Genomic DNA, 19,489 nt, shown 5'->3' on the forward strand with positions numbered 1-19,489 from the left:
ATGGCGCGTCAGTTTTCGTTGGATAAAATTCGAAACATAGGAATAATGGCACATATTGACGCCGGCAAGACCACCACTACCGAGCGGGTATTGTTTTATACCGGTAAAGTGCATAAAATCGGGGAAGTGCATGATGGCGCGGCAACGATGGATTGGATGGTCCAGGAGCAGGAACGGGGTATTACCATTACTTCCGCGGCGACCAGCTGCCGGTGGCGTGATTACCAGATTAATATTATCGATACGCCAGGGCACGTGGACTTCACTGTCGAGGTAGAACGCTCTCTGCGCGTGCTTGATGGCGCAGTAGCGGTTTTTTGCTCAGTTGGGGGCGTCGAACCACAATCCGAGACAGTATGGCGGCAAGCCGACAAGTATGGTGTCCCCAGGATAGCCTTCATAAATAAAATGGACCGCGTGGGGGCCGACTTTCACCGTGGAGTGAAAATGATTAAAGAGCGTTTAGGCGCTAACCCGGTGGCTTTGCAAATACCCATCGGAATGGAAGATAAATTTCATGGTGTCATTGATTTAGTCAGGAATAAGGCGATTATTTATATTGATGAACTGGGCGTCGACAGTAAGGAGACCGACATCCCGCCGGAGCTTGCTGAAGAAGCGAATATATTTAGAAACAAGTTGATTGAAGCGGTTGCCGAATCTGACGAAAATTTGATGATGAAATATCTTGAAAACGAAGAACTTTCGGAGAAAGATATTCAAGAAGGCATTCGCAAAGCTACTCTGGCTGTGCAGATGATCCCGGTGCTGTGCGGTTCCGCTTTTAAGAACAAAGGAGTGCAGCCTTTGCTGGACGCGATTGTGGATTATTTACCCGCGCCCACGGAAGTGCCTTCCATGCGCGGGGTTGACCCGGAAAGCGGCGAAGAAAAAGAACGGGCGGCGAGCGATGATGAACCTTTTGCCGCTCTGGCCTTTAAAATCATGGCTGACCCTTACGTGGGCAAGTTAACCTTTTTTCGGGTTTATTCCGGTAACTTGCAGTCCGGCTCGTATATCTACAATTCAACCAAGCACAAGCGGGAGAGAATCGGGCGCATTCTGAGAATGCATGCCAACCACCGGGAGGATATCACCGAAGTATTTACCGGTGATATTGTTGCCGCAGTGGGGTTGAAAGCCACCAGCACAGGAGACACCCTGTGTGATGAAAAAGCGCCGATTTTTCTTGAATCTATGGATTTTCCTGAACCGGTCATCCATGTGGCCATCGAACCGAAAACCAAGATGGACCAGGAGAAAATGGGGATTGCCCTACAGAAGCTGGCTGAGGAAGATCCCACCTTCCGGATTAATACCGACCCTGAAACAGGGCAAACGCTGATATCGGGTATGGGTGAATTGCACCTGGAGATAATTATCGACCGGATGCTGCGTGAGTTTAATGTGGAAGCAAACGTAGGGCGGCCGCAGGTTGCTTACAAAGAAACTATCAGGAAAAAGGTCAAGGCGGAAGGTAAGTTTGTCCGCCAGTCAGGCGGGCGCGGCCAGTACGGCCATGTTGTTTTGGAAATTGAGCCGCGGGAGCCGGGCTCCGGATATGAGTTTACCAGCAAAATCATTGGCGGGGTCATCCCCAAAGAGTATATTCCGGCAGTTGACGCGGGCGTTAAGGAGGCCCAGGAAAACGGCGTTTTGGCTGGTTTCCCGATGGTAGACATCGGAGTCACCCTGCTGGACGGTTCTTACCACGATGTGGACTCATCGGAAATGGCGTTTAAGATTGCCGGTTCCATTGGTTTTAAGAATGCCGCCGCAAAAGCCGGCGCGGTTTTGATGGAACCGGTTATGAAGGTGGAAGTCGTGGTGAACGATGAGTATATGGGTGACGTGATCGGCGATGTGAACTCCCGTCGAGGGCGGATCGAGGAAATGGAGCCGCGTAACGGGATGCAGATAATCCACGCGCTCGTGCCGCTGGCGGAGATGTTCGGCTATGCCACCGACCTGCGCTCGCGCACACAGGGACGCGGCACCTACAGCATGCAGTTTAGCCATTATACTGAAGTGCCGCAAAATATCGCAGAAGGAATTATTGCCAGACGGCAAGGGTAAAATATGGGTATCCGGAATCTGGCTTAACAATTGTCAGCAAGTAGGATGAATTGTTTGCAGTTAAAAAATTTAAAGGAGGATAAAACTTATGGCAAAACAAAAGTATGAGCGGACTAAACCCCACGTTAACATCGGCACCATCGGCCACGTTGACCACGGCAAGACCACCCTGACTGCGGCAATCACCATGGTCCTGAATACAGTCGGTCAGGCGACGATTAAAAAGTTCGAAGAAATCGACAACGCTCCTGAAGAGCGTGAGCGCGGCATTACCATTAATACCGCCCACGTCGAATATGAAACCGATAAGAGACACTATGCCCACGTCGACTGCCCGGGCCACGCCGACTACATCAAAAACATGATTACCGGCGCCGCTCAAATGGACGGGGCGATCCTGGTCGTGTCCGCGGCGGACGGCCCGATGCCCCAAACCCGCGAGCATATCTTGCTGGCCCGCCAGGTCAATGTTCCCTACATCGTAGTATACCTTAACAAAGCTGACATGGTCGACGACGCGGAACTTCTGGAATTGGTCGACATGGAAGTGCGTGAATTGCTGACTACTTATGAATTTCCAGGCGATGAAATCCCCATCATTACCGGTTCGGCGTTAAAAGCGATGGAATGCGCCTGTGGCAAGAAAGACTGTGAATGGTGCAAGTCCATCTGGGAGTTGATGGACGCCGTTGATGAGCATGTTCCAACACCTGTGCGGGATACCGACAAGCCTTTCCTGATGCCGGTCGAAGATGTGTTTTCCATTACCGGTCGCGGTACCGTGGCCACCGGCCGGGTCGAGCGCGGCATGGTCAAAGTGCAGGATGAAATCGAGATCGTGGGACTTGCCGACAAGCCCCGGAAGACCGTGGTGACCGGTGTGGAAATGTTCCGGAAGATTCTTGACAGCGGCCAAGCCGGCGACAATATCGGCTGCCTGCTGCGTGGCGTCGATCGGAAGGAGATCGAGCGCGGGCAGGTTTTGGCAAAACCCGGCTCGATCAAGCCGCACAAAAACTTTTCTGCCGAAGTGTTGGTACTGACCAAGGAAGAGGGCGGCAGGCACACACCGTTTTTCAACGGCTACCGTCCCCAGTTTTATTTCCGTACTACCGACGTGACCGGCGTGATCACCCTGCCGGATGGCGTTGAAATGGTAATGCCGGGAGACAACATTAAAGTTGACATCGACCTGATTACCCCGATCGCCATTGAAGAAGGGCTGCGCTTCGCCATCCGTGAAGGTGGCCGCACTGTGGGCGCGGGCGTTGTTACCGGTATTAGGGAGTAGTTTGTATTCGACCAGCTTAATTATTTGTTAGTGCGTTTATGTTGTTATTGGCAAACGCGATGAGGTGAGAGGTTGCCAAATCAGTAGTCAGTAGTCAGTAGTCAGTAGTCAGAATAAATGAAAGATCGCGTAAAGACGATATTAATGGGCAATCAGACTGCCGGCAAGCGACTACAACAAACTACCGGGATGGGGAATTTTCACCGAGAAAGTCCGGCAATCGGGCGAAAAGGAGAGCAGGATATTGATGAAAAGCCAAAAAATCAGGATCAGGCTAAAGGCCTTTGACTATCATATTTTAGACCAGTCGGCGTTGAAAATTGTAGATACCGCGAAAAGGACGGGCGCCTCTGTCGCCGGTCCGGTTCCGCTGCCAACTGAAAAAAATATATATACCATTTTACGTAGCCCTCATGTTAACAAGGACTCTCGCGAACAGTTCGAAATGCGGACCCATAAGCGTTTGATTGACATCATCGAGCCTACCCCGAAAACGGTGGACGCTCTTATGCGGCTAGACCTGCCGGCCGGTGTCGACATTGAAATCAAACTATAGTTGGAAGAAGGAGTAAGATTATTTCCGGTTTAGATAGAGGTAATGTTGAGAACCAGCTCAACCAATTGCCACAGAATTCGGAGGCCGGGGGCAAATGCGGAGCAGTTTTCGTTTCCGGCCTTTGAAAAACGGAGGTGCATTATCTAATGCCAAAGGGTATTCTGGGGAAAAAAGTTGGAATGACACAGGTTTTTACCGAAGTAGGTCTGGCCATTCCGGTCACTGTAATTGAAGCAGGTCCTTGCCTCGTAGTGCAAAAGAAGACCCCGGGAACTGACGGTTACAGTGCGATCCAAATCGGTTTCGGAGAGAAGAGGGAGCGTCTTTTTACTAAACCTCTGAAAGGCCATTTTACCAAAGCCGGCGTGCGGCCGTTGCGCTACCTGCGTGAGTTGAGGGTTGAAGATGCGGATTCATACGAGGTAGGCCAGGAAATTAAAGCTGATATTTTTGCCCGGGGGGAAAAAGTAGATGTGGTTGGTACTAGTAAAGGGCACGGCTTTTCCGGCGGGATCAAACGTCACGGTTTTCACCGCGGCCCGATGGCCCATGGTTCCAAGTACCACAGGCGTCCAGGTTCGCTAGGGGCGAAAGGTCCGGCCCGTGTGTATAAAGGCAGGAAATTGCCGGGGCAATACGGCTCGGAGCGAATAACGGTACAGAACCTTGAAGTGGTAAAAGTTGACGGCGATCGCAACCTGCTTGCCGTTAAAGGAGCCATACCCGGACCCAAGGGCGGTCTGGTGCTGGTGATACCGTCGACAAAGGCGCGGCAGCGCTAGAAAAGAGACTTAAGCCGAAGACGCAGGGCGTGGCATGTTGCGCACCTGCGGCCGAAAAGGCTTACGGCTCAGAAAGGGGACACTCATGCCTACAGTAGCAATTTATAATATTAACGGCGAACAGGTCGGGGAACTAACGCTGAAAGATGAGGTATTCGGCGTTGAAGTTAATGAATCTGTTTTGCATGATGCCGTTGTGATGCAGTTGGCCAGCCGTCGCCTGGGTACCCACGCTACTAAAACCAGGGCTGATGTGAGCGGTGGTGGCCGCAAGCCATGGCGGCAAAAAGGCACCGGCAGAGCTCGTCACGGCACCTCCCGTTCACCAATCTGGCGTGGCGGCGGGATTGTTTTTGGGCCACATCCCAGAGACTACCAATATAGTCTGCCTAAAAAGGTAAGGAGGCTGGCTTTGAAATCAGCCCTCTCATCTAAAGTCCATTCCGGTGACATTCTGGTTGTGGAGCAATTGCAGATGGAGCAGCCAAAAACCAGGGATATGGCTAAAATATTAAACAACCTCAAAATCAATGACGCACTGCTGGTAACAGCGGAAGCTGATCAGGCGGTGGAAAAGTCAGCCCGTAATATACCGGGGATCAAGCCGCTTACTGCCAACGGACTCAATGTATATGACATCCTGGCGTATAACAAGCTGATCATGACTAAGGATGCGGTGGCCAGGGTTGAGGAGGTGCTCGCGCAATGAAAAATCCGCGCGATGTTTTAAAGAAACCGGTAGTGACCGAGAAGAGCACGTCCTTGTTAAAGGACAATAAATATACTTTTCTGGTTGATCTAAAAGCTAACAAAGTGGAAATCCGGCAGGCTGTCGAGAATTTGTTTAAAGTTAAAGTGGAAAAAGTAAATACCATGCGCGTTAAGGGAAAAATTAAGCGGGTTCGCAGAATCCCCGGCAAAACCCCTGATACGAAAAAGGCGATAGTCACTCTTAAAGAGGGCAATCGAATCGAGATTTTTGAAGGAATGTAGTTTTGCCGCGATAACATTAATTTATTGAGGGGGTGAATCCCTGTGGCTACTAAAAGTTTTAAGCCAACGTCACCGGGACGCCGGTTTGTAACCGTTTCGGACTTTAAGGATATTACCCGTTCGGAACCCGAAAAGTCGTTGCTGGAACCATTAAAAAAGAGCGCCGGCCGCAACGCGTACGGCAGGCTGACAGTGAGACACCGGGGCGGCGGGCACAAGCGGATGTACAGGATTATCGATTTTAAACGTAATAAAGACGGTATTCCGGCCAAGGTGGCCAGTGTGGAGTATGACCCGAACCGTTCTGCCAGAATAGCTCTGTTGCACTACGCGGATGGTGAAAAGAGATACATACTCGCTCCTATTGGTGTCAGCGTCGGGCAAACCGTCGTATCGGGTCCGGATGCGGATATTAAGGCGGGTAATTGTCTGCCGTTACGTAATATCCCATTAGGCACAGTAATTCATAATATCGAATTGTACCCCGGTGGCGGCGGTCAATTGGTACGCTCGGCCGGCGGGTCCGCGCAGCTAATGGCCAAGGAAGGCAAGTATGCCAATATAAGAATGCCATCCGGTGAAATGCGGCTTTTATTGCTTGACTGCCGTGCCACCATTGGACAGATAAGCAATGTTGATCATGAAAATATAACAGTCGGTAAAGCCGGCCGGAAACGCTGGATGGGCATCCGGCCCACTGTGCGGGGTATAGTGATGAACCCGGTTGACCACCCGCACGGTGGTGGTGAGGGCCGCTCACCTATCGGCCGCAATCCTGTTACTCCGTGGGGTAAACCAGCTTTGGGCGCCCGCACACGGAAAAGAAAACCGAGCGATAAGCTAATCGTGAAAAGAAGAACCAAATAGCGGTTGGTGGTTATTGGATAGTGGTTGGTGGTTAGGATGGAAGGAATTCGCAAGGCGAATTCCAACAAACAATCTAGCGGCCAACAACTGACAACTAACAACCAGAAGTGAAAGGAGGTCTGCTATTTTGGGCCGGTCATTGAAAAAGGGGCCGTATTGCGAAGAACGGCTTTTCAAAAGAATAGAGGCCATGAATGAGACGGGCGAAAAAAGAGTTGTTAAGACCTGGTCCAGGCGCTCAACCATCTTCCCTGAAATGGTAGGGCACACCATAGCCGTACATGACGGGCGGAAACATATCCCTGTTTATATCACCGAAGATATGGTTGGTCACAAACTGGGAGAATTTGCGGTTACCAGGCTTTTTCGGGGGCATGGTCACCATACGGAAAGGTCTACAGCGCTGAAGTAGAAGCCGTAAAACAAGAAGTCAGAGGCGATGCAAACTATTTTGGTTGATAACCCCGATATGTAGCCTCCGGCTTTCAGTTCCGGCATCTTAACGAAGGGGGTTAATAATCTGTGGAAGCTAAGGCCACAGCTAAATTTATAAGAATTTCCCCGCGAAAGGTGCGCACAGTAGTGGACCTGATCCGGGGTAAAAAAATTCAGGAGGCCCTTGCAATTTTAAGATACACACCCAAACGGGCCTCAGAGGCTGTAACAAAGGTAGTTAAATCTGCAGCCGCAAACGCCGAACACAATCAGCAAGCCGATAAGGATGAGTTGTTCGTAACCGCGGCATATGTTGATCAAGGACCTACGTTGAAGCGGTTCCAGGCCCGGGCCATGGGCCGCGCGGATGTTTTACGCAAGCGTACCAGTCACATTACTGTCGTGGTGGGTGACAAAAAGGAGGGTAGATCTTAGTGGGGCAGAAGGTAAATCCCAAGGGCCTGCGGATTGGCATTATCCGGGATTGGGAAGGCAAGTGGTTTGCTGACAAAAAAAACTACGCCGGCCTCTTGCATGAGGACTTAAAATTACGCAAGTTCATTAAAAAGAAACTTTACGTGGCGGGCGTTTCGCGCATTCAGATAGAACGGGCAGCCAACCGGATAAAAGTATTTATCCACACTGCCAAACCGGGTATCGTCATCGGGCGGGGCGGTTTGGAAGTGGAAAATTTGCGCAAACAGCTTGAACAGATAACCGGCAAGCAGGTCAGTGTTAATATTGTGGAGATAAAGATTCCTGAGGTGGACGCTCAACTCGTAGCTGAAAATGTGGCTTCTCAACTGGAGAAACGGATTTCGTTCAGAAGGGCTATGAAGCAAGTTGTCACCCGCTCCATGAAGATGGGAGCGAAAGGGATCAAAATTGCGTGCGGCGGTAGATTGGCCGGCGCTGAAATTGCCCGCAGCGAATGGTACAGCGAAGGCAAAGTTCCTCTTCATACCTTGCGTGCCGATATTGATTACGGTTTTGCCGAAGCGAACACCACCTATGGAAAGATCGGCATCAAAGTATGGATTTATAAAGGCGAAGTATTACCGGCAGCCAAGGATGCCGTAAAAACCCCGGCCAGGGGAGGAAAGGCCGCACCTGGTGAAGGAGGCGTATAGGGATGCTTATACCGAAAAGGGTTAAATACCGCAAACAGCACCGCCCTGGGACAGTTGGCAGGGCTAAAGGCGGCAAGGAAGTCAGTTTTGGTGAGTTTGGCCTTCAGGCTCTGGAGTCGGCCTGGATTACCAACAGGCAAATAGAAGCGGCCCGTATTGCCATGACGCGTTATATCAAGCGGGGTGGCAAGGTGTGGATCAGAATTTTTCCTGACAAGCCAATAACTGCAAAGCCGGCTGAAACCCGGATGGGTTCAGGCAAGGGTACTCCTGAATACTGGATTGCCGTTGTCAAACCGGGCCGGATTATGTTTGAGTTAGCGGGCATTACCGAAGAAGTGGCTCGCGAAGCGATGCGTTTGGCGTCTCACAAGTTACCGATTAAAACAAAATTTGTGAAACGCGGGGAAGTAGGTGAGGTCGTTGAAAACTAAGGATATTAGAGAGTTGACTGATTCCGAGCTATATAAGAAACTGGACGACTCCAAGGATGAACTCTTTAAATTGAGATTTCAAATGGCCACCGGACAGTTGGATAACCCGATGAAACTGCAGGAAATCCGCCGCAGGATCGCGCGTGTCAAGACGGTAATTCGCGAGCGTGAGTTGGGGATCCAGCGGGCGTAAGACTAGCATCAGGCTTTAATGTGCCAGGCTAATAAAGGGATATCAACTGGTAGAAATGCTCTTAGTTTAGGAAGGAGTATTGTGAATGGAAGAACGTGGAATGCGCAAGGTTCTTACCGGCAGGGTGGTAAGTGACAAAATGGAAAAGACTGTGGTTGTGGCCGTTGAAACTCTGGTCAAACATCCAATGTACCAGCGCATCATTCGACGCACCCGTAAGTTTAAAGCGCATGACGAAGAAAACTCCTGCCGGATCGGCGATAAAGTGAAAGTAATGGAAACCAGGCCGCTGTCGAAAGAAAAACGGTGGCGCGTGGTTGAGATCCTGGAGCGGGCGGAACAGATTTAGCGTTTAATAGTCGTAAGTAGGAAGTGTGAGGAGGTTGCAGCTTTGATTCAGGTACAGTCTTTGCTCACCGTGGCTGACAACACCGGGGCTCGCAGGCTGATGTGCATCCGTGTTTTGGGTGGATCGTTGCGGCGCTATGCAGGCGTTGGCGACATTGTTGTTTGTTCCGTTAAAGAAGCCACGCCAGGCGGCGTTGTTAAGAAAGGTGATGTAGTTAAGGCCGTGGTGGTCCGCACGAAAAAAGAAGTAAGGCGCCCGGACGGATCCTACATCAAGTTTGACGAAAACGCTGCTGTGATCATCAAGGATGATAAGAGTCCGCGGGGAACGCGTATTTTCGGGCCTGTGGCCAGGGAATTGAGAGACCGTGAGTTCATGAAGATTATCTCACTGGCGCCGGAAGTACTCTAGCGCCGGATATCTTTAAAATATTGACGGTGAGTTCGGAGGTGACACAAAATATATGGTAAAACCCAGCGTCCACGTCCGTAAAGGAGACACAGTTTTAGTCGTCACTGGTAAAAATGCGGGAAAAAAGGGCAAGGTTCTTGAAGTGATACCGGGTAAAAGCAAGATAGTTGTTGAAGGAGTAAATATAGTTAAACGCCATACCAAGCCTACCCAGAAACTACCGCAAGGGGGCGTATTGGAGAAAGAAGCCCCAATACACAGCTCGAATGCGATGCTTTTCTGCAATAAGTGTAACACCCCAACCAGGATTAGCAACAAAGTCCTTGAAAACGGGGAAAAAGAGCGCGTCTGCAAAAAATGTGGAGAAGCAATCTAGTAGTTGGCGGTTAGCGGTTGGTGGTTATCCGATTTCCGATGTCTGACGACTGACATCTGAGAAGGGAGGTAGTGAAGATGTCCAGATTGAAAGATAAATACAAGAATGATGTGGTACCAGCCCTGTTCAAAAAGTTTGGGTACAAGAATATCATGCAGGTTCCCAAATTGGAAAAAGTAGTTGTAAGCATGGGCGTGGGTGAGGCGATTCAGAACTCTAAAGCAATCGACTCTGCCTTAAGCGACCTGATGATCATCACTGGACAAAAACCCGTTACGACCAAAGCTAAGAAATCAATAGCGGCCTTTAAGCTGCGTGCCGGCATGACAATCGGCGCAAAGGTTACTTTGCGTGGGGAACGTATGTATGAGTTTGTCGACAAACTTTTTAACATAGCTATGCCAAGAATTCGTGACTTCAGGGGTATCTCGCCCAAGTCATTTGACGGACGCGGCAATTACAGCATGGGTGTTCGTGAGCAGCTTATGTTTCCGGAAATAGAGTATGATAAGATAGATAAAATTCGCGGTATGGACATCATTTTTGTAACTTCGGCTAAAACAGACGAAGAGGCAAGGGAATTGTTAGGATTGATGGGTATGCCGTTCCGGGCGGCATAATGAGTTATCTACCGAAAAGGAGGCAAGTTGGTGGCTAAAAAATCAATGGTTTTGAGAGCTATGCGGGCGCCAAAGTTCACGGTGCGCGAACACAATAGATGCAAAATCTGCGGGCGGCCGCACGCCTACATGCGGAAATTTGAGATTTGCCGGATTTGCTTTCGGGAGCTCTCATACAAAGGTGAAATTCCGGGAATCCGCAAAGCCAGTTGGTGATCAGGAAGGAGGTAGTTGCACGTGGTTATGACCGATCCTATTGCAGATTTCTTGACCAGAATCCGGAACGCCAATACATTTTATCATGATAAAGTAGAGGCGCCTGCTTCCAAGGTTAAAAAAGCAATCGCCAACATTCTGAAAGACGAAGGCTTTGTTAAAGATTGCGAATTTGTAGACGATGGAAAGCAAGGGATTATCCGGGTTTACCTTAAGTACGGAACTAATAAGGAACGGGTGATCACCGGTCTCAAGCGCATATCAAAGCCGGGTTTAAGGGTATACGCCAGAAAAGATAATGTGCCGAAAGTTTTAGGCGGTCTCGGAATAGCCATTATCTCAACTTCTAAAGGATTCATGTCTGATAGAAAGGCGCGTAAAGAAGGACTCGGCGGCGAGGTAATTTGCTACGTATGGTAATTAATACCATGCGCTTGAATACATTTAGGATGGCAGGTGTAATTTATGTCCAGGATTGGTAGACAGCCTGTACCAGTGCCCGCCGGTGTTGATGTACAGATCGACGGTAACCGGGTGCGGGTTAAAGGCCCGAAGGGGCAGTTGGAAAGAGAGTTGCACCGGGACATGGTTGTGAAATATGAGGGAGGACAATTATTGGTCGAGCGTCCTTCTGATAATAAGCAACATAAGTCGCTCCACGGTTTGACACGTACCCTTGTCAACAACATGGTGGTAGGAGTTACAGCAGGTTTTCAGAAGAACCTGGAGTTAGTTGGCGTTGGTTACCGCGCCTCCAAACAAGGTAACAAACTGGTTTTGGCCATGGGCTATTCCCACCCGGTAGAGATTGAACCGGAAGCGGGATTGGAAATTGAAGTTCCGGCGCCGGCCAGGATCAGTGTAAAAGGTATCGACAAGGAAAAAGTGGGAGCCCTGGCGGCGTTTATTCGTGCTGTACGTGAACCGGAACCCTATAAAGGGAAAGGCATCAGGTACGAAGGTGAGAAAGTCCGGCGCAAGGTCGGCAAGGCCGGCGGTAAAGGTAAGAAGTAAAGATTAGTGATCAAAAGTGATAACATTTTCATAATACTTATTTAAGAAAGGCAGTGAAGTCCTAAGTGCTGAATAAACCCGACCGTAAGGCCCTGCGGGCAAAAAAGCGCTTCAGGGTGCGCAAGAAAATAACCGGCTCTGCCGGCCGGCCCAGACTGAACGTGTTTCGCAGCATCCAAAATATTTACGCCCAGATCATTGATGATGAAAGCGGTTTAACTCTGGTGGCCGCATCTACCATTGGACCGGAACTAAAAGGCAAACTGGCCACGGGCGGTAATACGGCTGCTGCTACGGCAGTGGGCGATTTGCTGGCCAAAAAGGCGATTGAGGCCGGAATCAAACAGGTGGTTTTTGACCGTGCCGGTTATATTTACCATGGCCGGATCAAGGCTCTGGCTGACGCGGCGCGGGCAGGCGGACTGGAATTTTAGCGGAATGGGGACACACCTTCTTGTGTTGAATAAACCTGGAGGCATTAATCCTGAACGTGGTCTGTTAATGACCTAGTTGCTATTAGTGCAGGCTAGTGAAGGAATGTCCCCGATTGGAGAAAGGAGGGAAATAGATGGCGAGGATTGACGCCAGCAAACTGGAAACAACCGAAAAAGTGGTATATATAAACCGGGTGGCCAAGGTCGTAAAAGGCGGACGCAGGTTCAGTTTTTCCGCTCTAATGGTAGTAGGCGACAGCAACGGCCATGTCGGTGCCGGTCTGGGCAAAGCGGGTGAGGTTCCCGAGGCCATCCGCAAGGGCATTGAAGATGCGAAAAAATCATTAATAAAAGTACCTCTTTCCGGAACAACCATTCCTCATGAAGTAACTGGTAACTTCGGGGCAGGTAAAGTTTTACTAAAACCAGCGGCGCCAGGAACCGGTGTGATCGCGGGCGGTCCCGTCCGGGCGATCCTGGAGTTGGCCGGTGTGCATGATATTCTTACCAAGTCACTGGGTTCCAACAATGCTAACAATATGGTTCGCGCTACCATGGAAGCCTTGAAAAGTCTAAAAACCCCGGAAGAAGTGGCCCGGCTGAGAAATAAAACGGTAGAGGAACTACTTGGGTAAAAGGGGGGAATGTCGTGGCCAAGTTGAAGATAACCCTGATCAAGAGTCTGATCGGCCATCCGGAAAGACAGAGGATCACTGTGCGGACCTTAGGCCTTACCAAAGTAAGCCGCTCGGTAATACACGAAGACACTCCGCAAATCAGGGGCATGATTAATAAGGTTGCGCATTTGTTGAAGGTCGAGGAAGCCGGGGCGTCGGACCCGCAAACTTAAGTTGAGCGGGCCAAAGAAGCGCTGGTCTAGAGGAATGTTAAGGAGGTGTCATCTTGAAACTGCATGAACTAAGGCCGGCTCCTGGAGCGAGACCTAAACCCACCCGCAAGGGGCAGGGGATCGGCTCCGGTTTGGGCAAGACGGCCGGACGCGGCCATAAAGGGCAAAAGTCACGCTCTGGCGGGGGCGTGCGCCCTGGGTTTGAGGGCGGGCAAATGCCGCTGCAGCGTCGCATGCCGAAACGTGGATTTTATAATAAGTTTGCCAAGGAAATTATTGCTGTCAACGTGGCAGCGCTAAACCGGTTTGAAGACGGTGTTACCGTAACACCCGAAACTTTGCTTGACGCACGCTTGATCAAAAAGATTGGTGACGGTGTAAAAATACTGGGCAACGGCAATCTTGAGAAATCTCTAACCGTATGTGCTCAAGCTTTCAGCAAGTCGGCCGAAGAAAAGATCGCAGCTGCCGGTGGCAAAGCTGAGGTGATTTAAATTGCTGGGTAGTTTTGCGAATGCCCTGAAAGCAACAGAATTAAGAACAAAGATTCTTTATACTCTTGGGTTGATCTTTGTTTTCAGACTGGGCGCTCATATTCCTGTACCCGGGGTTAACCCGGAAAGATTTGCCGAGTTGGTTGGCAGCGGCGCAATTTTCGGTTTCTTCGATGTGATTTCCGGTGGCGCGCTGAAAAACTTTTCAGTATTTGCCATGGGTATTATGCCTTATATCAACGCTTCGATTATCATGCAGCTTTTGACAGTGGTAATTCCGCACTTGGAGCGTCTGAATAAGGAAGGTGAAGAAGGCCGCAAGAAAATTACTCAATACACCCGTTATCTTACCGTGGTACTGGCGTTTATCCAGGGTATCGGCATGGTGGTCGGAGTAAGTGGTTCGTTGCAGAATCCCGGTCTGGCGACTTACCTTATGACTGCCATCACTATAACCGCCGGCACTACATTCCTGATGTGGACGGGTGAACAAATTACTGAAAAAGGAATTGGCAACGGTATATCACTGTTAATTTTCGCGGGTATTGTTTCAAGGATTCCGGCAGGGATCGTAAGGGTTGTTGAATATTTGAACGCGGGCACCATTAACATACTGAGTCTCTTGTTGCTTATCGTCATTGGAGCATTAGTGATCGCCGGTGTGGTTACAGTACAAGAAGGGCAGCGACGCATACCGGTGCAATATGCCAAACGTGTAGTCGGACGCAGGGTTTACGGCGGACAGACCACTCACCTGCCGCTCCGGGTCAATCAGGCCGGCGTTATTCCGGTGATTTTCGCCTCATCATTATTGATGTTTCCGGAAACTATCGTTAAATGGTTTTCCAACAGCGGAGCTGCCGCGTTCTACACGAAGTGGTTTGGTTGGGGGACCGTTGCGCATACGGTCATTTACGCTCTTTTGATTATCGGATTTACTTTCTTTTATACAGCAGTCATTATGAACCCGGTGGATATGGCCGATAATATCAAAAAATACGGCGGTTTTATCCCGGGGTTGCGCCCCGGGCGGCCGACAGCGGAATACATCAGCCGGATAATGAACAAGATAACCCTGGCTGGAGCCATTTTCCTGGCCTTGGTTGCGATATTGCCGAATTTTGTGCTCCTGACGACCAGGATACCAAATATCTATTTCGGGGGCACCGCGCTGTTGATTGTGGTTGGCGTGGCATTGGATACTATGAAACAGGTGGAATCGCACATGTTGATGCGCAGTTACCAGGGGTTTATTAAGTAGGTGGGCATATGATTACCTGTAAGTCTGAAAAAGAACTCTCCTATATGAGAGATGCCGGGCGAGTTGTGGCTGAAACACTGGCGGAACTTACCGGTGCCGTGAGTGTCGGAGTAACAACCCGGGAGTTGGACCGGCTGGCGGAAGACTATATTGTCAAAGCCGGCGCAAGACCGGCTTTTAAGGGGTTGTACGGTTTCCCCTACAGCATCTGCGCTTCGGTAAATGAAGAGGTTGTACATGGGTTTCCCAGTTTAAGGAAGTTGACAAGTGGAGATATTATTAGTATTGACATTGGCGCGGAAGTAAATGGATACTATGGAGATAGTGCCGTCACTGTCCCTGTGGGGGAAATAAGCAGCGACGCCATGCGGCTCTTAAAGGCAACGGAAGAATCCCTTTACCGTGGAATTGAACACGCCAGGGAAGGCGCCAGGCTATCGGATATATCCAACGCCGTGCAGACTTGCGCTGAAGGCTATGGTTATTCGGTAGTGCGTGACTTTGTCGGGCATGGAATTGGCAGTAGCCCGCACGAGGACCCGCAGGTGCCAAATTTTGGCAAGCCCGGAAGAGGCCCCAGACTGAAAGCGGGAATGACATTAGCGATTGAACCGATGATCAATATGGGCACTTATGAAGTGCGGACTCTTTCAAATAACTGGACGGTAGTAACTTTGGACGCAAAGCTTTCAGCTCATTTCGAACATACTATTGCCATTACAGATGACAAACCGGAGATACTGACAATATTATGACTAGCAGGCTATCATTAAAGAAAAGTACTGATTGCTGGTAGCTGTTTCTAATGATGAGAGGAAGGAAATGGATGTCTCAGTCAGTGCCTAATAGTGGCAATATCGTCTTAAACCGGATATCCGGCAACCGAAACGCTTTACAGGTCGGGTGCTTGGTTAGCTCGACAAAAGGCCGCGATAGAGGCAGATTCTATCTGGTGATAGGTTGTGAAAATCTATCATCCAGGGTACGCTTGGCAGACGGAGAAGGGCGAAAAGTGGAAAATCCCAAATTTAAAAATATCAAGCACTTAAATATTTATGAAGTTATTGCCGGAGAAGTATCAAGCAAAGCCGAAAACGGGAAAAGGATAACCAACGCGGACATTCGGAAAGAGCTCAAGAGTCTTGTAAAAAACTTTGATAAGTGTTCATTTTAGGATAAGGAGGTTGGTCAGATACCTAATGTCAAAGCAAGATGTTATCGAGGCTGAAGGTACTGTCATTGAACCGTTGCCAAACGCCATGTTCCGTGTGGAACTCCAGAATGGCCATAAAGTGTTGGCGCATGTTTCCGGCAAGATTAGGATGAACTTTATCAGGATTTTGGCCGGTGACCGGGTGACAGTAGAACTTTCACCTTATGATTTGAATCGCGGGCGAATTATTTATCGATACAAGTAAAATCAGAAGTCAGAAGTCAGAAATCAGAAGTCAGAAGTCAGAAATCAGAAGTCAGAATTAAGAATTAGGAAGGAATTCGGCGAAACCGAATTCCAACAAACAATCTAACGACTAACAACCGACGACCAACGACTAAATGTGGAGGGTTTACGATGAAAGTGAGGCCATCCGTAAAGCCCATCTGTGAGAAGTGCAAGATCATTCGCAGGAAGGGCAAAGTTATGATAATTTGCGAGAATCCCAAACATAAGCAGGTACAAGGGTAATACCAGGAGGTGTTTAATAATTTATGGCACGTATCGCAGGCGTTGACTTGCCAAGAGATAAACGGGTCGAGATTGCCCTTACTTATATTTTTGGCATTGGTAAGCCCACGTCCCAAAAAATCCTTTCTCAGACGAATGTCAACCCTGATACCAGGGTAAAGAATTTAACTGAGGATGAAATTAACAGGCTGCGTGAAATTATTGAGAAGAATCACAAAGTGGAAGGCGATTTGCGCCGGGAAATTGCTTTAAACATCAAGCGCCTGATTGAAATTGGCTGCTACCGTGGATTAAGGCACCGCCGTGGTATGCCGGTACGGGGACAACGGACTAAAACTAATGCCAGGACCCGTAAAGGACCGCGTAAGACAGTCGGCGTGCGCAGGAAAAAGTAACGTGAGTGTTAAGTTGGCTCAGTGTGGCGTGGCGCTTACCTGGAGGGCGGTTTTAGGATTAAGTTGTTAGCTTGGCCGTCCCCGAAATAGGCGGGGCAGCAGCATAGGTGAGCTTAGACGGTCCGGGGGCGAACGCGTTAGCCTGTAGGTAAGCGCTACGCCATGCGATCTAGCGGATAATCTGAGCAAACTTGACGCATGTAAATAAATTTAAGGAGGTTATTAGATGGCGCGTCGCGTAACCAGGACGAAAAGACGTGAACGCAAAAATATAGAATCTGGTGTTGCGCATATCAGATCTACTTTTAATAATACCATAGTAACCATAACTGATACCAAGGGTAATGCGATATCCTGGGCCAGCGCCGGAGGCGTGGGCTTTAAGGGTTCCCGGAAAAGCACTCCGTACGCTGCTCAGCAGGCGGCTGAAAATGCCGCTAAAGAGGCCATGGAGCATGGCATGAAAGTTGTGGAAGTTATGGTTAAAGGGCCGGGCGCCGGCCGTGAGGCGGCTATTCGCTCTTTACAGGCGGCTGGGCTGGAAGTTAACTTGATTAAAGATGTGACTCCGATTCCTCATAACGGTTGCCGGCCACCCAAGCGCCGGAGAGTATAAGGAGGTGTGACGGTATGGCGAGATATACTGGAGCAGTGTGCCGGCAATGTCGCCGGGAAGGGCTGAAACTATACCTCAAAGGCGACCGTTGTTACTCGACAAAGTGTGGCGTCGACCGCAGGACCTACGCTCCCGGCCAGCACGGCCAGGGACGCAAGAAAGTTTCGGAGTATGGCCTGCAATTGAGGGAAAAACAAAAAGCGCGCCGGATATACGGCATTTTGGAAGGCCAGTTTAGACGCTACTTTGCGAGAGCCGAGCGGCAGCCGGGTGTCACCGGTGAGAATCTGCTCCGCTTATTGGAAAGACGTCTTGACAATGTTGTCTATCGCCTGGGACTCGGGGCATCCCGAAACGAAGCCAGGCAGCTTGTGCGCCATGGACATTTTATTGTTAACGGCCGCAAAGTTAATATACCGTCATACTTGCTCCGTGTGGGCGATGTAATTACCGTCCGGGATAAGAGCAAGGAATCACCCAGAGTGAAAGAACTGCTGGAGCGGGCTGCCGAGCGCACTCCTCCCGCATGGCTTGAATTAGAGGCAGACCAGGCCATTGCTCGCGTTGTGGCGCTTCCGGCACGGGATCAGATTGACGCTCCCGTTCAGGAGCACCTGATTGTCGAGCTTTACTCCAGGTAGGCCATTAGGGTTGTTGATTGCGTGACCCGCCAAAGGAGGGAAACGTCCGTGCTTGAAATTGAAAAACCGAAAATTGAAGTTGTAGAAATGAGCGACGATTACACTTACGGCAAGTTTACGGTGGAGCCGCTGGAAAGAGGCTACGGCATTACTCTCGGGAATTCCCTGCGCCGCATCCTGCTTTCCTCACTGCCGGGCGCAGCTGTCACTTCGGTAAAGATTAACGGAGTGCTGCATGAATTTTCAACCATACCGGGAGTGGTGGAAGACGTTACAGATATTATTTTGAACCTTAAGAGTCTCAGCCTGAAACTCCACAACGATGAGGAAAAGATCCTGCGCATTGAGTCTGAAGCCGCTGGTGTAGTAAGGGCCGGAGATATTATCTACGACTCTGACGTGGAAATATTAAACCCTGAGCTCACCATAGCCACTCTGTCGGGCAATGCCAATCTGTCCATGGAGATCACCGTTTCCAAAGGACGGGGTTATGTCTCCGCGGAGCGCAATAAAAAGAATGAACATATTATCGGTGTGATTCCGGTAGATTCAGTTTTTACACCGGTGCGCAAGGTCAATTATAATGTGGAAAACACCCGGGTCGGCCAAATTACGGACTACGATAAACTGACAATTGAAGTTTGGACCGACGGGAGCATCAGGCCTGACGAAGCAATCAGCCTTTCAGCCAAGATCATGAGCGAACATTTACGCTTATTTATTGGGTTGACTGAGACGGTCAGCGACGTGGAGATCATGGTGGAGAAGGAAGAGGAACAAAAAGATAAAATCCTGGAAATGACCATTGAAGAATTGGATTTATCCGTGCGCTCCTACAACTGCTTGAAGCGGGCTGGAATTAACACGGTTGAGGAGTTAATCCAGCGCAATGAAGACGATATGATGAAAGTAAGAAATCTAGGGAAAAAATCCCTGGAGGAAGTAGTTAATAAATTACGCGAACTGGGCCTATTGCTGAGAAAGAACGATGAGTAAGGGAGGGATCTGAGAGTGGGCTATCAGAAATTAGGAAGAAACACCGGCCACAGAAAGGCTATGCTAAGAAACCTGGTCACATCCCTCTTCCGGGACGAACGAATTAATACTACTGAAGCCAGGGCTAAAGAAGTGAAAAGCATCGCCGAGAGACTGGTTACCACCGCCAAGCAGAACGACCTTGCAGCCAGGCGCCAAGCGCTGGCGTATCTCTATGAAGAAGATGTGGTGCGTAAACTGTTTGACAAGATCGCGCCTAAGTATGCTGACCGTCCGGGCGGCTACACCAGGATTGTCAAAGTTGGCTACCGCCGGGGCGATGCCGCTAAAGCAGTTATTCTGGAACTAATCTGATTTAAATGCTCATTAATAATT

34 protein-coding genes are annotated in these 19,489 nt (G+C 49.7%); all 34 read left to right on the forward strand.

Annotated elements, in window-relative coordinates; all coding sequences use genetic code 11:
- The 34 genes from fusA to rplQ all read left to right on the forward strand — a co-directional run bounded on the left by fusA (window position 1) and on the right by rplQ (window position 19,468).
- A complete protein-coding gene (gene fusA, locus L7E55_RS04065) occupies window positions 1-2,076 on the forward strand; it encodes an elongation factor G (RefSeq protein WP_277442770.1) in 2,076 nt (691 codons plus the stop codon).
- Between the two features lie 88 nt (window positions 2,077-2,164).
- The gene (gene tuf, locus L7E55_RS04070; protein WP_277442771.1) at window positions 2,165-3,367 is read left to right on the forward strand and encodes an elongation factor Tu; all 1,203 of its coding nucleotides are present in this window, start codon (window positions 2,165-2,167) and stop codon (window positions 3,365-3,367) included.
- A 117-nt stretch (window positions 3,368-3,484) separates the two neighbouring features.
- On the forward strand, window positions 3,485-3,655 hold the full coding sequence (locus L7E55_RS04075) for a hypothetical protein (RefSeq protein ID WP_277442772.1): 171 nt from the start codon (window positions 3,485-3,487) through the stop codon (window positions 3,653-3,655).
- On the forward strand, window positions 3,615-3,923 hold the full coding sequence (gene rpsJ, locus L7E55_RS04080; protein WP_240083086.1) for a 30S ribosomal protein S10: 309 nt from the start codon (window positions 3,615-3,617) through the stop codon (window positions 3,921-3,923). The genes L7E55_RS04075 and rpsJ overlap by 41 nt, the downstream gene beginning before the upstream one ends.
- Before the next feature lie 146 nt (window positions 3,924-4,069).
- The gene (gene rplC / locus L7E55_RS04085; protein ID WP_277442773.1) at window positions 4,070-4,705 is read left to right on the forward strand and encodes a 50S ribosomal protein L3; all 636 of its coding nucleotides are present in this window, start codon (window positions 4,070-4,072) and stop codon (window positions 4,703-4,705) included.
- An 85-nt stretch (window positions 4,706-4,790) separates the two neighbouring features.
- On the forward strand, window positions 4,791-5,414 hold the full coding sequence (rplD, locus tag L7E55_RS04090) for a 50S ribosomal protein L4 (protein ID WP_277442774.1): 624 nt from the start codon (window positions 4,791-4,793) through the stop codon (window positions 5,412-5,414).
- Window positions 5,411-5,698, forward strand: a complete 288-nt coding sequence (gene rplW, locus L7E55_RS04095) for a 50S ribosomal protein L23 (RefSeq protein WP_277442775.1) — start codon at window positions 5,411-5,413, stop codon at window positions 5,696-5,698. The genes rplD and rplW overlap by 4 nt, the downstream gene beginning before the upstream one ends.
- Window positions 5,699-5,740: 42 nt before the next feature.
- Window positions 5,741-6,565, forward strand: coding sequence for a 50S ribosomal protein L2 (gene rplB, locus L7E55_RS04100; RefSeq protein WP_277442776.1), 825 nt, complete (start codon window positions 5,741-5,743; stop codon window positions 6,563-6,565).
- A gap of 127 nt (window positions 6,566-6,692) precedes the next feature.
- Window positions 6,693-6,977, forward strand: coding sequence for a 30S ribosomal protein S19 (rpsS, locus tag L7E55_RS04105; RefSeq protein ID WP_277442777.1), 285 nt, complete (start codon window positions 6,693-6,695; stop codon window positions 6,975-6,977).
- A gap of 110 nt (window positions 6,978-7,087) precedes the next feature.
- The gene (gene rplV / locus L7E55_RS04110; protein WP_277442778.1) at window positions 7,088-7,435 is read left to right on the forward strand and encodes a 50S ribosomal protein L22; all 348 of its coding nucleotides are present in this window, start codon (window positions 7,088-7,090) and stop codon (window positions 7,433-7,435) included.
- On the forward strand, window positions 7,435-8,130 hold the full coding sequence (gene rpsC, locus L7E55_RS04115) for a 30S ribosomal protein S3 (protein WP_277442779.1): 696 nt from the start codon (window positions 7,435-7,437) through the stop codon (window positions 8,128-8,130). Before rplV ends, rpsC begins: the two co-directional genes overlap by 1 nt.
- A 2-nt stretch (window positions 8,131-8,132) precedes the next feature.
- Window positions 8,133-8,564 carry a 50S ribosomal protein L16 gene (gene rplP, locus L7E55_RS04120; protein ID WP_277442780.1) on the forward strand — a complete coding sequence of 144 codons (432 nt, stop codon included), beginning with the start codon at window positions 8,133-8,135 and terminating at the stop codon, window positions 8,562-8,564.
- On the forward strand, window positions 8,554-8,757 hold the full coding sequence (rpmC, locus tag L7E55_RS04125; RefSeq protein WP_240083095.1) for a 50S ribosomal protein L29: 204 nt from the start codon (window positions 8,554-8,556) through the stop codon (window positions 8,755-8,757). Before rplP ends, rpmC begins: the two co-directional genes overlap by 11 nt.
- Window positions 8,758-8,842: 85 nt before the next feature.
- A complete protein-coding gene (gene rpsQ / locus L7E55_RS04130; protein ID WP_277442781.1) occupies window positions 8,843-9,106 on the forward strand; it encodes a 30S ribosomal protein S17 in 264 nt (87 codons plus the stop codon).
- A gap of 42 nt (window positions 9,107-9,148) precedes the next feature.
- Entirely contained in the window at window positions 9,149-9,517 is a 369-nt protein-coding gene (gene rplN, locus L7E55_RS04135; RefSeq protein ID WP_277442782.1) for a 50S ribosomal protein L14, read from the forward strand.
- A gap of 52 nt (window positions 9,518-9,569) precedes the next feature.
- Window positions 9,570-9,893 (forward strand): 50S ribosomal protein L24, encoded by a 324-nt coding sequence (gene rplX / locus L7E55_RS04140; protein WP_277442783.1) that lies wholly within the window; start codon window positions 9,570-9,572, stop codon window positions 9,891-9,893.
- 77 nt (window positions 9,894-9,970) lie between these two features.
- Window positions 9,971-10,513 carry a 50S ribosomal protein L5 gene (rplE, locus tag L7E55_RS04145; protein WP_277442784.1) on the forward strand — a complete coding sequence of 181 codons (543 nt, stop codon included), beginning with the start codon at window positions 9,971-9,973 and terminating at the stop codon, window positions 10,511-10,513.
- Between the two features lie 30 nt (window positions 10,514-10,543).
- Window positions 10,544-10,729, forward strand: coding sequence for a type Z 30S ribosomal protein S14 (locus L7E55_RS04150; protein WP_277442785.1), 186 nt, complete (start codon window positions 10,544-10,546; stop codon window positions 10,727-10,729).
- Window positions 10,730-10,750: 21 nt separating this feature from the next.
- On the forward strand, window positions 10,751-11,149 hold the full coding sequence (gene rpsH / locus L7E55_RS04155) for a 30S ribosomal protein S8 (protein ID WP_277442872.1): 399 nt from the start codon (window positions 10,751-10,753) through the stop codon (window positions 11,147-11,149).
- Between the two features lie 45 nt (window positions 11,150-11,194).
- Window positions 11,195-11,743: a 50S ribosomal protein L6 gene (gene rplF / locus L7E55_RS04160; protein ID WP_277442786.1), complete on the forward strand. Its 549-nt coding sequence runs from the start codon at window positions 11,195-11,197 to the stop codon at window positions 11,741-11,743.
- A 65-nt stretch (window positions 11,744-11,808) separates the two neighbouring features.
- A complete protein-coding gene (rplR, locus tag L7E55_RS04165) occupies window positions 11,809-12,177 on the forward strand; it encodes a 50S ribosomal protein L18 (protein ID WP_277442787.1) in 369 nt (122 codons plus the stop codon).
- Window positions 12,178-12,311: 134 nt separating this feature from the next.
- Window positions 12,312-12,812, forward strand: a complete 501-nt coding sequence (rpsE, locus tag L7E55_RS04170; RefSeq protein ID WP_277442788.1) for a 30S ribosomal protein S5 — start codon at window positions 12,312-12,314, stop codon at window positions 12,810-12,812.
- Between the two features lie 14 nt (window positions 12,813-12,826).
- The gene (gene rpmD / locus L7E55_RS04175) at window positions 12,827-13,027 is read left to right on the forward strand and encodes a 50S ribosomal protein L30 (protein WP_277442789.1); all 201 of its coding nucleotides are present in this window, start codon (window positions 12,827-12,829) and stop codon (window positions 13,025-13,027) included.
- A gap of 53 nt (window positions 13,028-13,080) precedes the next feature.
- The gene (gene rplO / locus L7E55_RS04180; RefSeq protein ID WP_277442790.1) at window positions 13,081-13,521 is read left to right on the forward strand and encodes a 50S ribosomal protein L15; all 441 of its coding nucleotides are present in this window, start codon (window positions 13,081-13,083) and stop codon (window positions 13,519-13,521) included.
- A 1-nt stretch (window position 13,522) separates the two neighbouring features.
- On the forward strand, window positions 13,523-14,782 hold the full coding sequence (gene secY / locus L7E55_RS04185; protein WP_277442791.1) for a preprotein translocase subunit SecY: 1,260 nt from the start codon (window positions 13,523-13,525) through the stop codon (window positions 14,780-14,782).
- A gap of 8 nt (window positions 14,783-14,790) precedes the next feature.
- Window positions 14,791-15,537 carry a type I methionyl aminopeptidase gene (map, locus tag L7E55_RS04190; protein ID WP_277442792.1) on the forward strand — a complete coding sequence of 249 codons (747 nt, stop codon included), beginning with the start codon at window positions 14,791-14,793 and terminating at the stop codon, window positions 15,535-15,537.
- 71 nt (window positions 15,538-15,608) lie between these two features.
- Window positions 15,609-15,956, forward strand: a complete 348-nt coding sequence (locus tag L7E55_RS04195; protein ID WP_277442793.1) for a KOW domain-containing RNA-binding protein — start codon at window positions 15,609-15,611, stop codon at window positions 15,954-15,956.
- A 25-nt stretch (window positions 15,957-15,981) separates the two neighbouring features.
- Window positions 15,982-16,200: a translation initiation factor IF-1 gene (infA, locus tag L7E55_RS04200; protein WP_240083110.1), complete on the forward strand. Its 219-nt coding sequence runs from the start codon at window positions 15,982-15,984 to the stop codon at window positions 16,198-16,200.
- 152 nt (window positions 16,201-16,352) lie between these two features.
- Window positions 16,353-16,466 carry a 50S ribosomal protein L36 gene (rpmJ, locus tag L7E55_RS04205; RefSeq protein ID WP_277442794.1) on the forward strand — a complete coding sequence of 38 codons (114 nt, stop codon included), beginning with the start codon at window positions 16,353-16,355 and terminating at the stop codon, window positions 16,464-16,466.
- Between the two features lie 23 nt (window positions 16,467-16,489).
- Window positions 16,490-16,861 (forward strand): 30S ribosomal protein S13, encoded by a 372-nt coding sequence (gene rpsM, locus L7E55_RS04210; protein ID WP_277442795.1) that lies wholly within the window; start codon window positions 16,490-16,492, stop codon window positions 16,859-16,861.
- Between the two features lie 226 nt (window positions 16,862-17,087).
- Window positions 17,088-17,477: a 30S ribosomal protein S11 gene (gene rpsK / locus L7E55_RS04215; RefSeq protein ID WP_277442796.1), complete on the forward strand. Its 390-nt coding sequence runs from the start codon at window positions 17,088-17,090 to the stop codon at window positions 17,475-17,477.
- A gap of 14 nt (window positions 17,478-17,491) precedes the next feature.
- Window positions 17,492-18,118, forward strand: a complete 627-nt coding sequence (gene rpsD, locus L7E55_RS04220) for a 30S ribosomal protein S4 (RefSeq protein ID WP_277442797.1) — start codon at window positions 17,492-17,494, stop codon at window positions 18,116-18,118.
- Between the two features lie 48 nt (window positions 18,119-18,166).
- The gene (locus L7E55_RS04225; RefSeq protein WP_277442798.1) at window positions 18,167-19,114 is read left to right on the forward strand and encodes a DNA-directed RNA polymerase subunit alpha; all 948 of its coding nucleotides are present in this window, start codon (window positions 18,167-18,169) and stop codon (window positions 19,112-19,114) included.
- Window positions 19,115-19,129: 15 nt separating this feature from the next.
- A complete protein-coding gene (gene rplQ, locus L7E55_RS04230; RefSeq protein ID WP_240083116.1) occupies window positions 19,130-19,468 on the forward strand; it encodes a 50S ribosomal protein L17 in 339 nt (112 codons plus the stop codon).
- Window positions 19,469-19,489 lie beyond the last annotated feature (21 nt).

Origin of the sequence: Pelotomaculum isophthalicicum JI (genome assembly GCF_029478095.1) — a bacterium.
In the GTDB taxonomy this organism is placed as follows: Bacteria; Bacillota; Desulfotomaculia; order Desulfotomaculales; family Pelotomaculaceae; genus Pelotomaculum_D; species Pelotomaculum_D isophthalicicum.

What these genes read in the sequence shown, in the direction of transcription:
- rplW (WP_277442775.1), top strand. Translation starts at nt 5,411, where the DNA reads ATGAAAAATCCGCGCGATGTTTTAAAGAAACCGGTAGTGACCGAGAAG.
- rplP (WP_277442780.1), top strand. Translation starts at nt 8,133, where the DNA reads ATGCTTATACCGAAAAGGGTTAAATACCGCAAACAGCACCGCCCTGGG.
- rplF (WP_277442786.1), top strand. Translation starts at nt 11,195, where the DNA reads ATGTCCAGGATTGGTAGACAGCCTGTACCAGTGCCCGCCGGTGTTGAT.
- rpsM (WP_277442795.1), top strand. Translation starts at nt 16,490, where the DNA reads ATGGCACGTATCGCAGGCGTTGACTTGCCAAGAGATAAACGGGTCGAG.
- tuf (WP_277442771.1), top strand. Translation starts at nt 2,165, where the DNA reads ATGGCAAAACAAAAGTATGAGCGGACTAAACCCCACGTTAACATCGGC.
- L7E55_RS04075 (WP_277442772.1), top strand. Translation starts at nt 3,485, where the DNA reads ATGAAAGATCGCGTAAAGACGATATTAATGGGCAATCAGACTGCCGGC.
- rpsJ (WP_240083086.1), top strand. Translation starts at nt 3,615, where the DNA reads ATGAAAAGCCAAAAAATCAGGATCAGGCTAAAGGCCTTTGACTATCAT.
- rpmJ (WP_277442794.1), top strand. Translation starts at nt 16,353, where the DNA reads ATGAAAGTGAGGCCATCCGTAAAGCCCATCTGTGAGAAGTGCAAGATC.
- rplD (WP_277442774.1), top strand. Translation starts at nt 4,791, where the DNA reads ATGCCTACAGTAGCAATTTATAATATTAACGGCGAACAGGTCGGGGAA.
- map (WP_277442792.1), top strand. Translation starts at nt 14,791, where the DNA reads ATGATTACCTGTAAGTCTGAAAAAGAACTCTCCTATATGAGAGATGCC.
- fusA (WP_277442770.1), top strand. Translation starts at nt 1, where the DNA reads ATGGCGCGTCAGTTTTCGTTGGATAAAATTCGAAACATAGGAATAATG.
- infA (WP_240083110.1), top strand. Translation starts at nt 15,982, where the DNA reads ATGTCAAAGCAAGATGTTATCGAGGCTGAAGGTACTGTCATTGAACCG.
- rpsQ (WP_277442781.1), top strand. Translation starts at nt 8,843, where the DNA reads ATGGAAGAACGTGGAATGCGCAAGGTTCTTACCGGCAGGGTGGTAAGT.
- L7E55_RS04195 (WP_277442793.1), top strand. Translation starts at nt 15,609, where the DNA reads ATGTCTCAGTCAGTGCCTAATAGTGGCAATATCGTCTTAAACCGGATA.
- rplE (WP_277442784.1), top strand. Translation starts at nt 9,971, where the DNA reads ATGTCCAGATTGAAAGATAAATACAAGAATGATGTGGTACCAGCCCTG.
- rpsK (WP_277442796.1), top strand. Translation starts at nt 17,088, where the DNA reads ATGGCGCGTCGCGTAACCAGGACGAAAAGACGTGAACGCAAAAATATA.
- rplC (WP_277442773.1), top strand. Translation starts at nt 4,070, where the DNA reads ATGCCAAAGGGTATTCTGGGGAAAAAAGTTGGAATGACACAGGTTTTT.
- rpsD (WP_277442797.1), top strand. Translation starts at nt 17,492, where the DNA reads ATGGCGAGATATACTGGAGCAGTGTGCCGGCAATGTCGCCGGGAAGGG.
- rpsE (WP_277442788.1), top strand. Translation starts at nt 12,312, where the DNA reads ATGGCGAGGATTGACGCCAGCAAACTGGAAACAACCGAAAAAGTGGTA.
- rplX (WP_277442783.1), top strand. Translation starts at nt 9,570, where the DNA reads ATGGTAAAACCCAGCGTCCACGTCCGTAAAGGAGACACAGTTTTAGTC.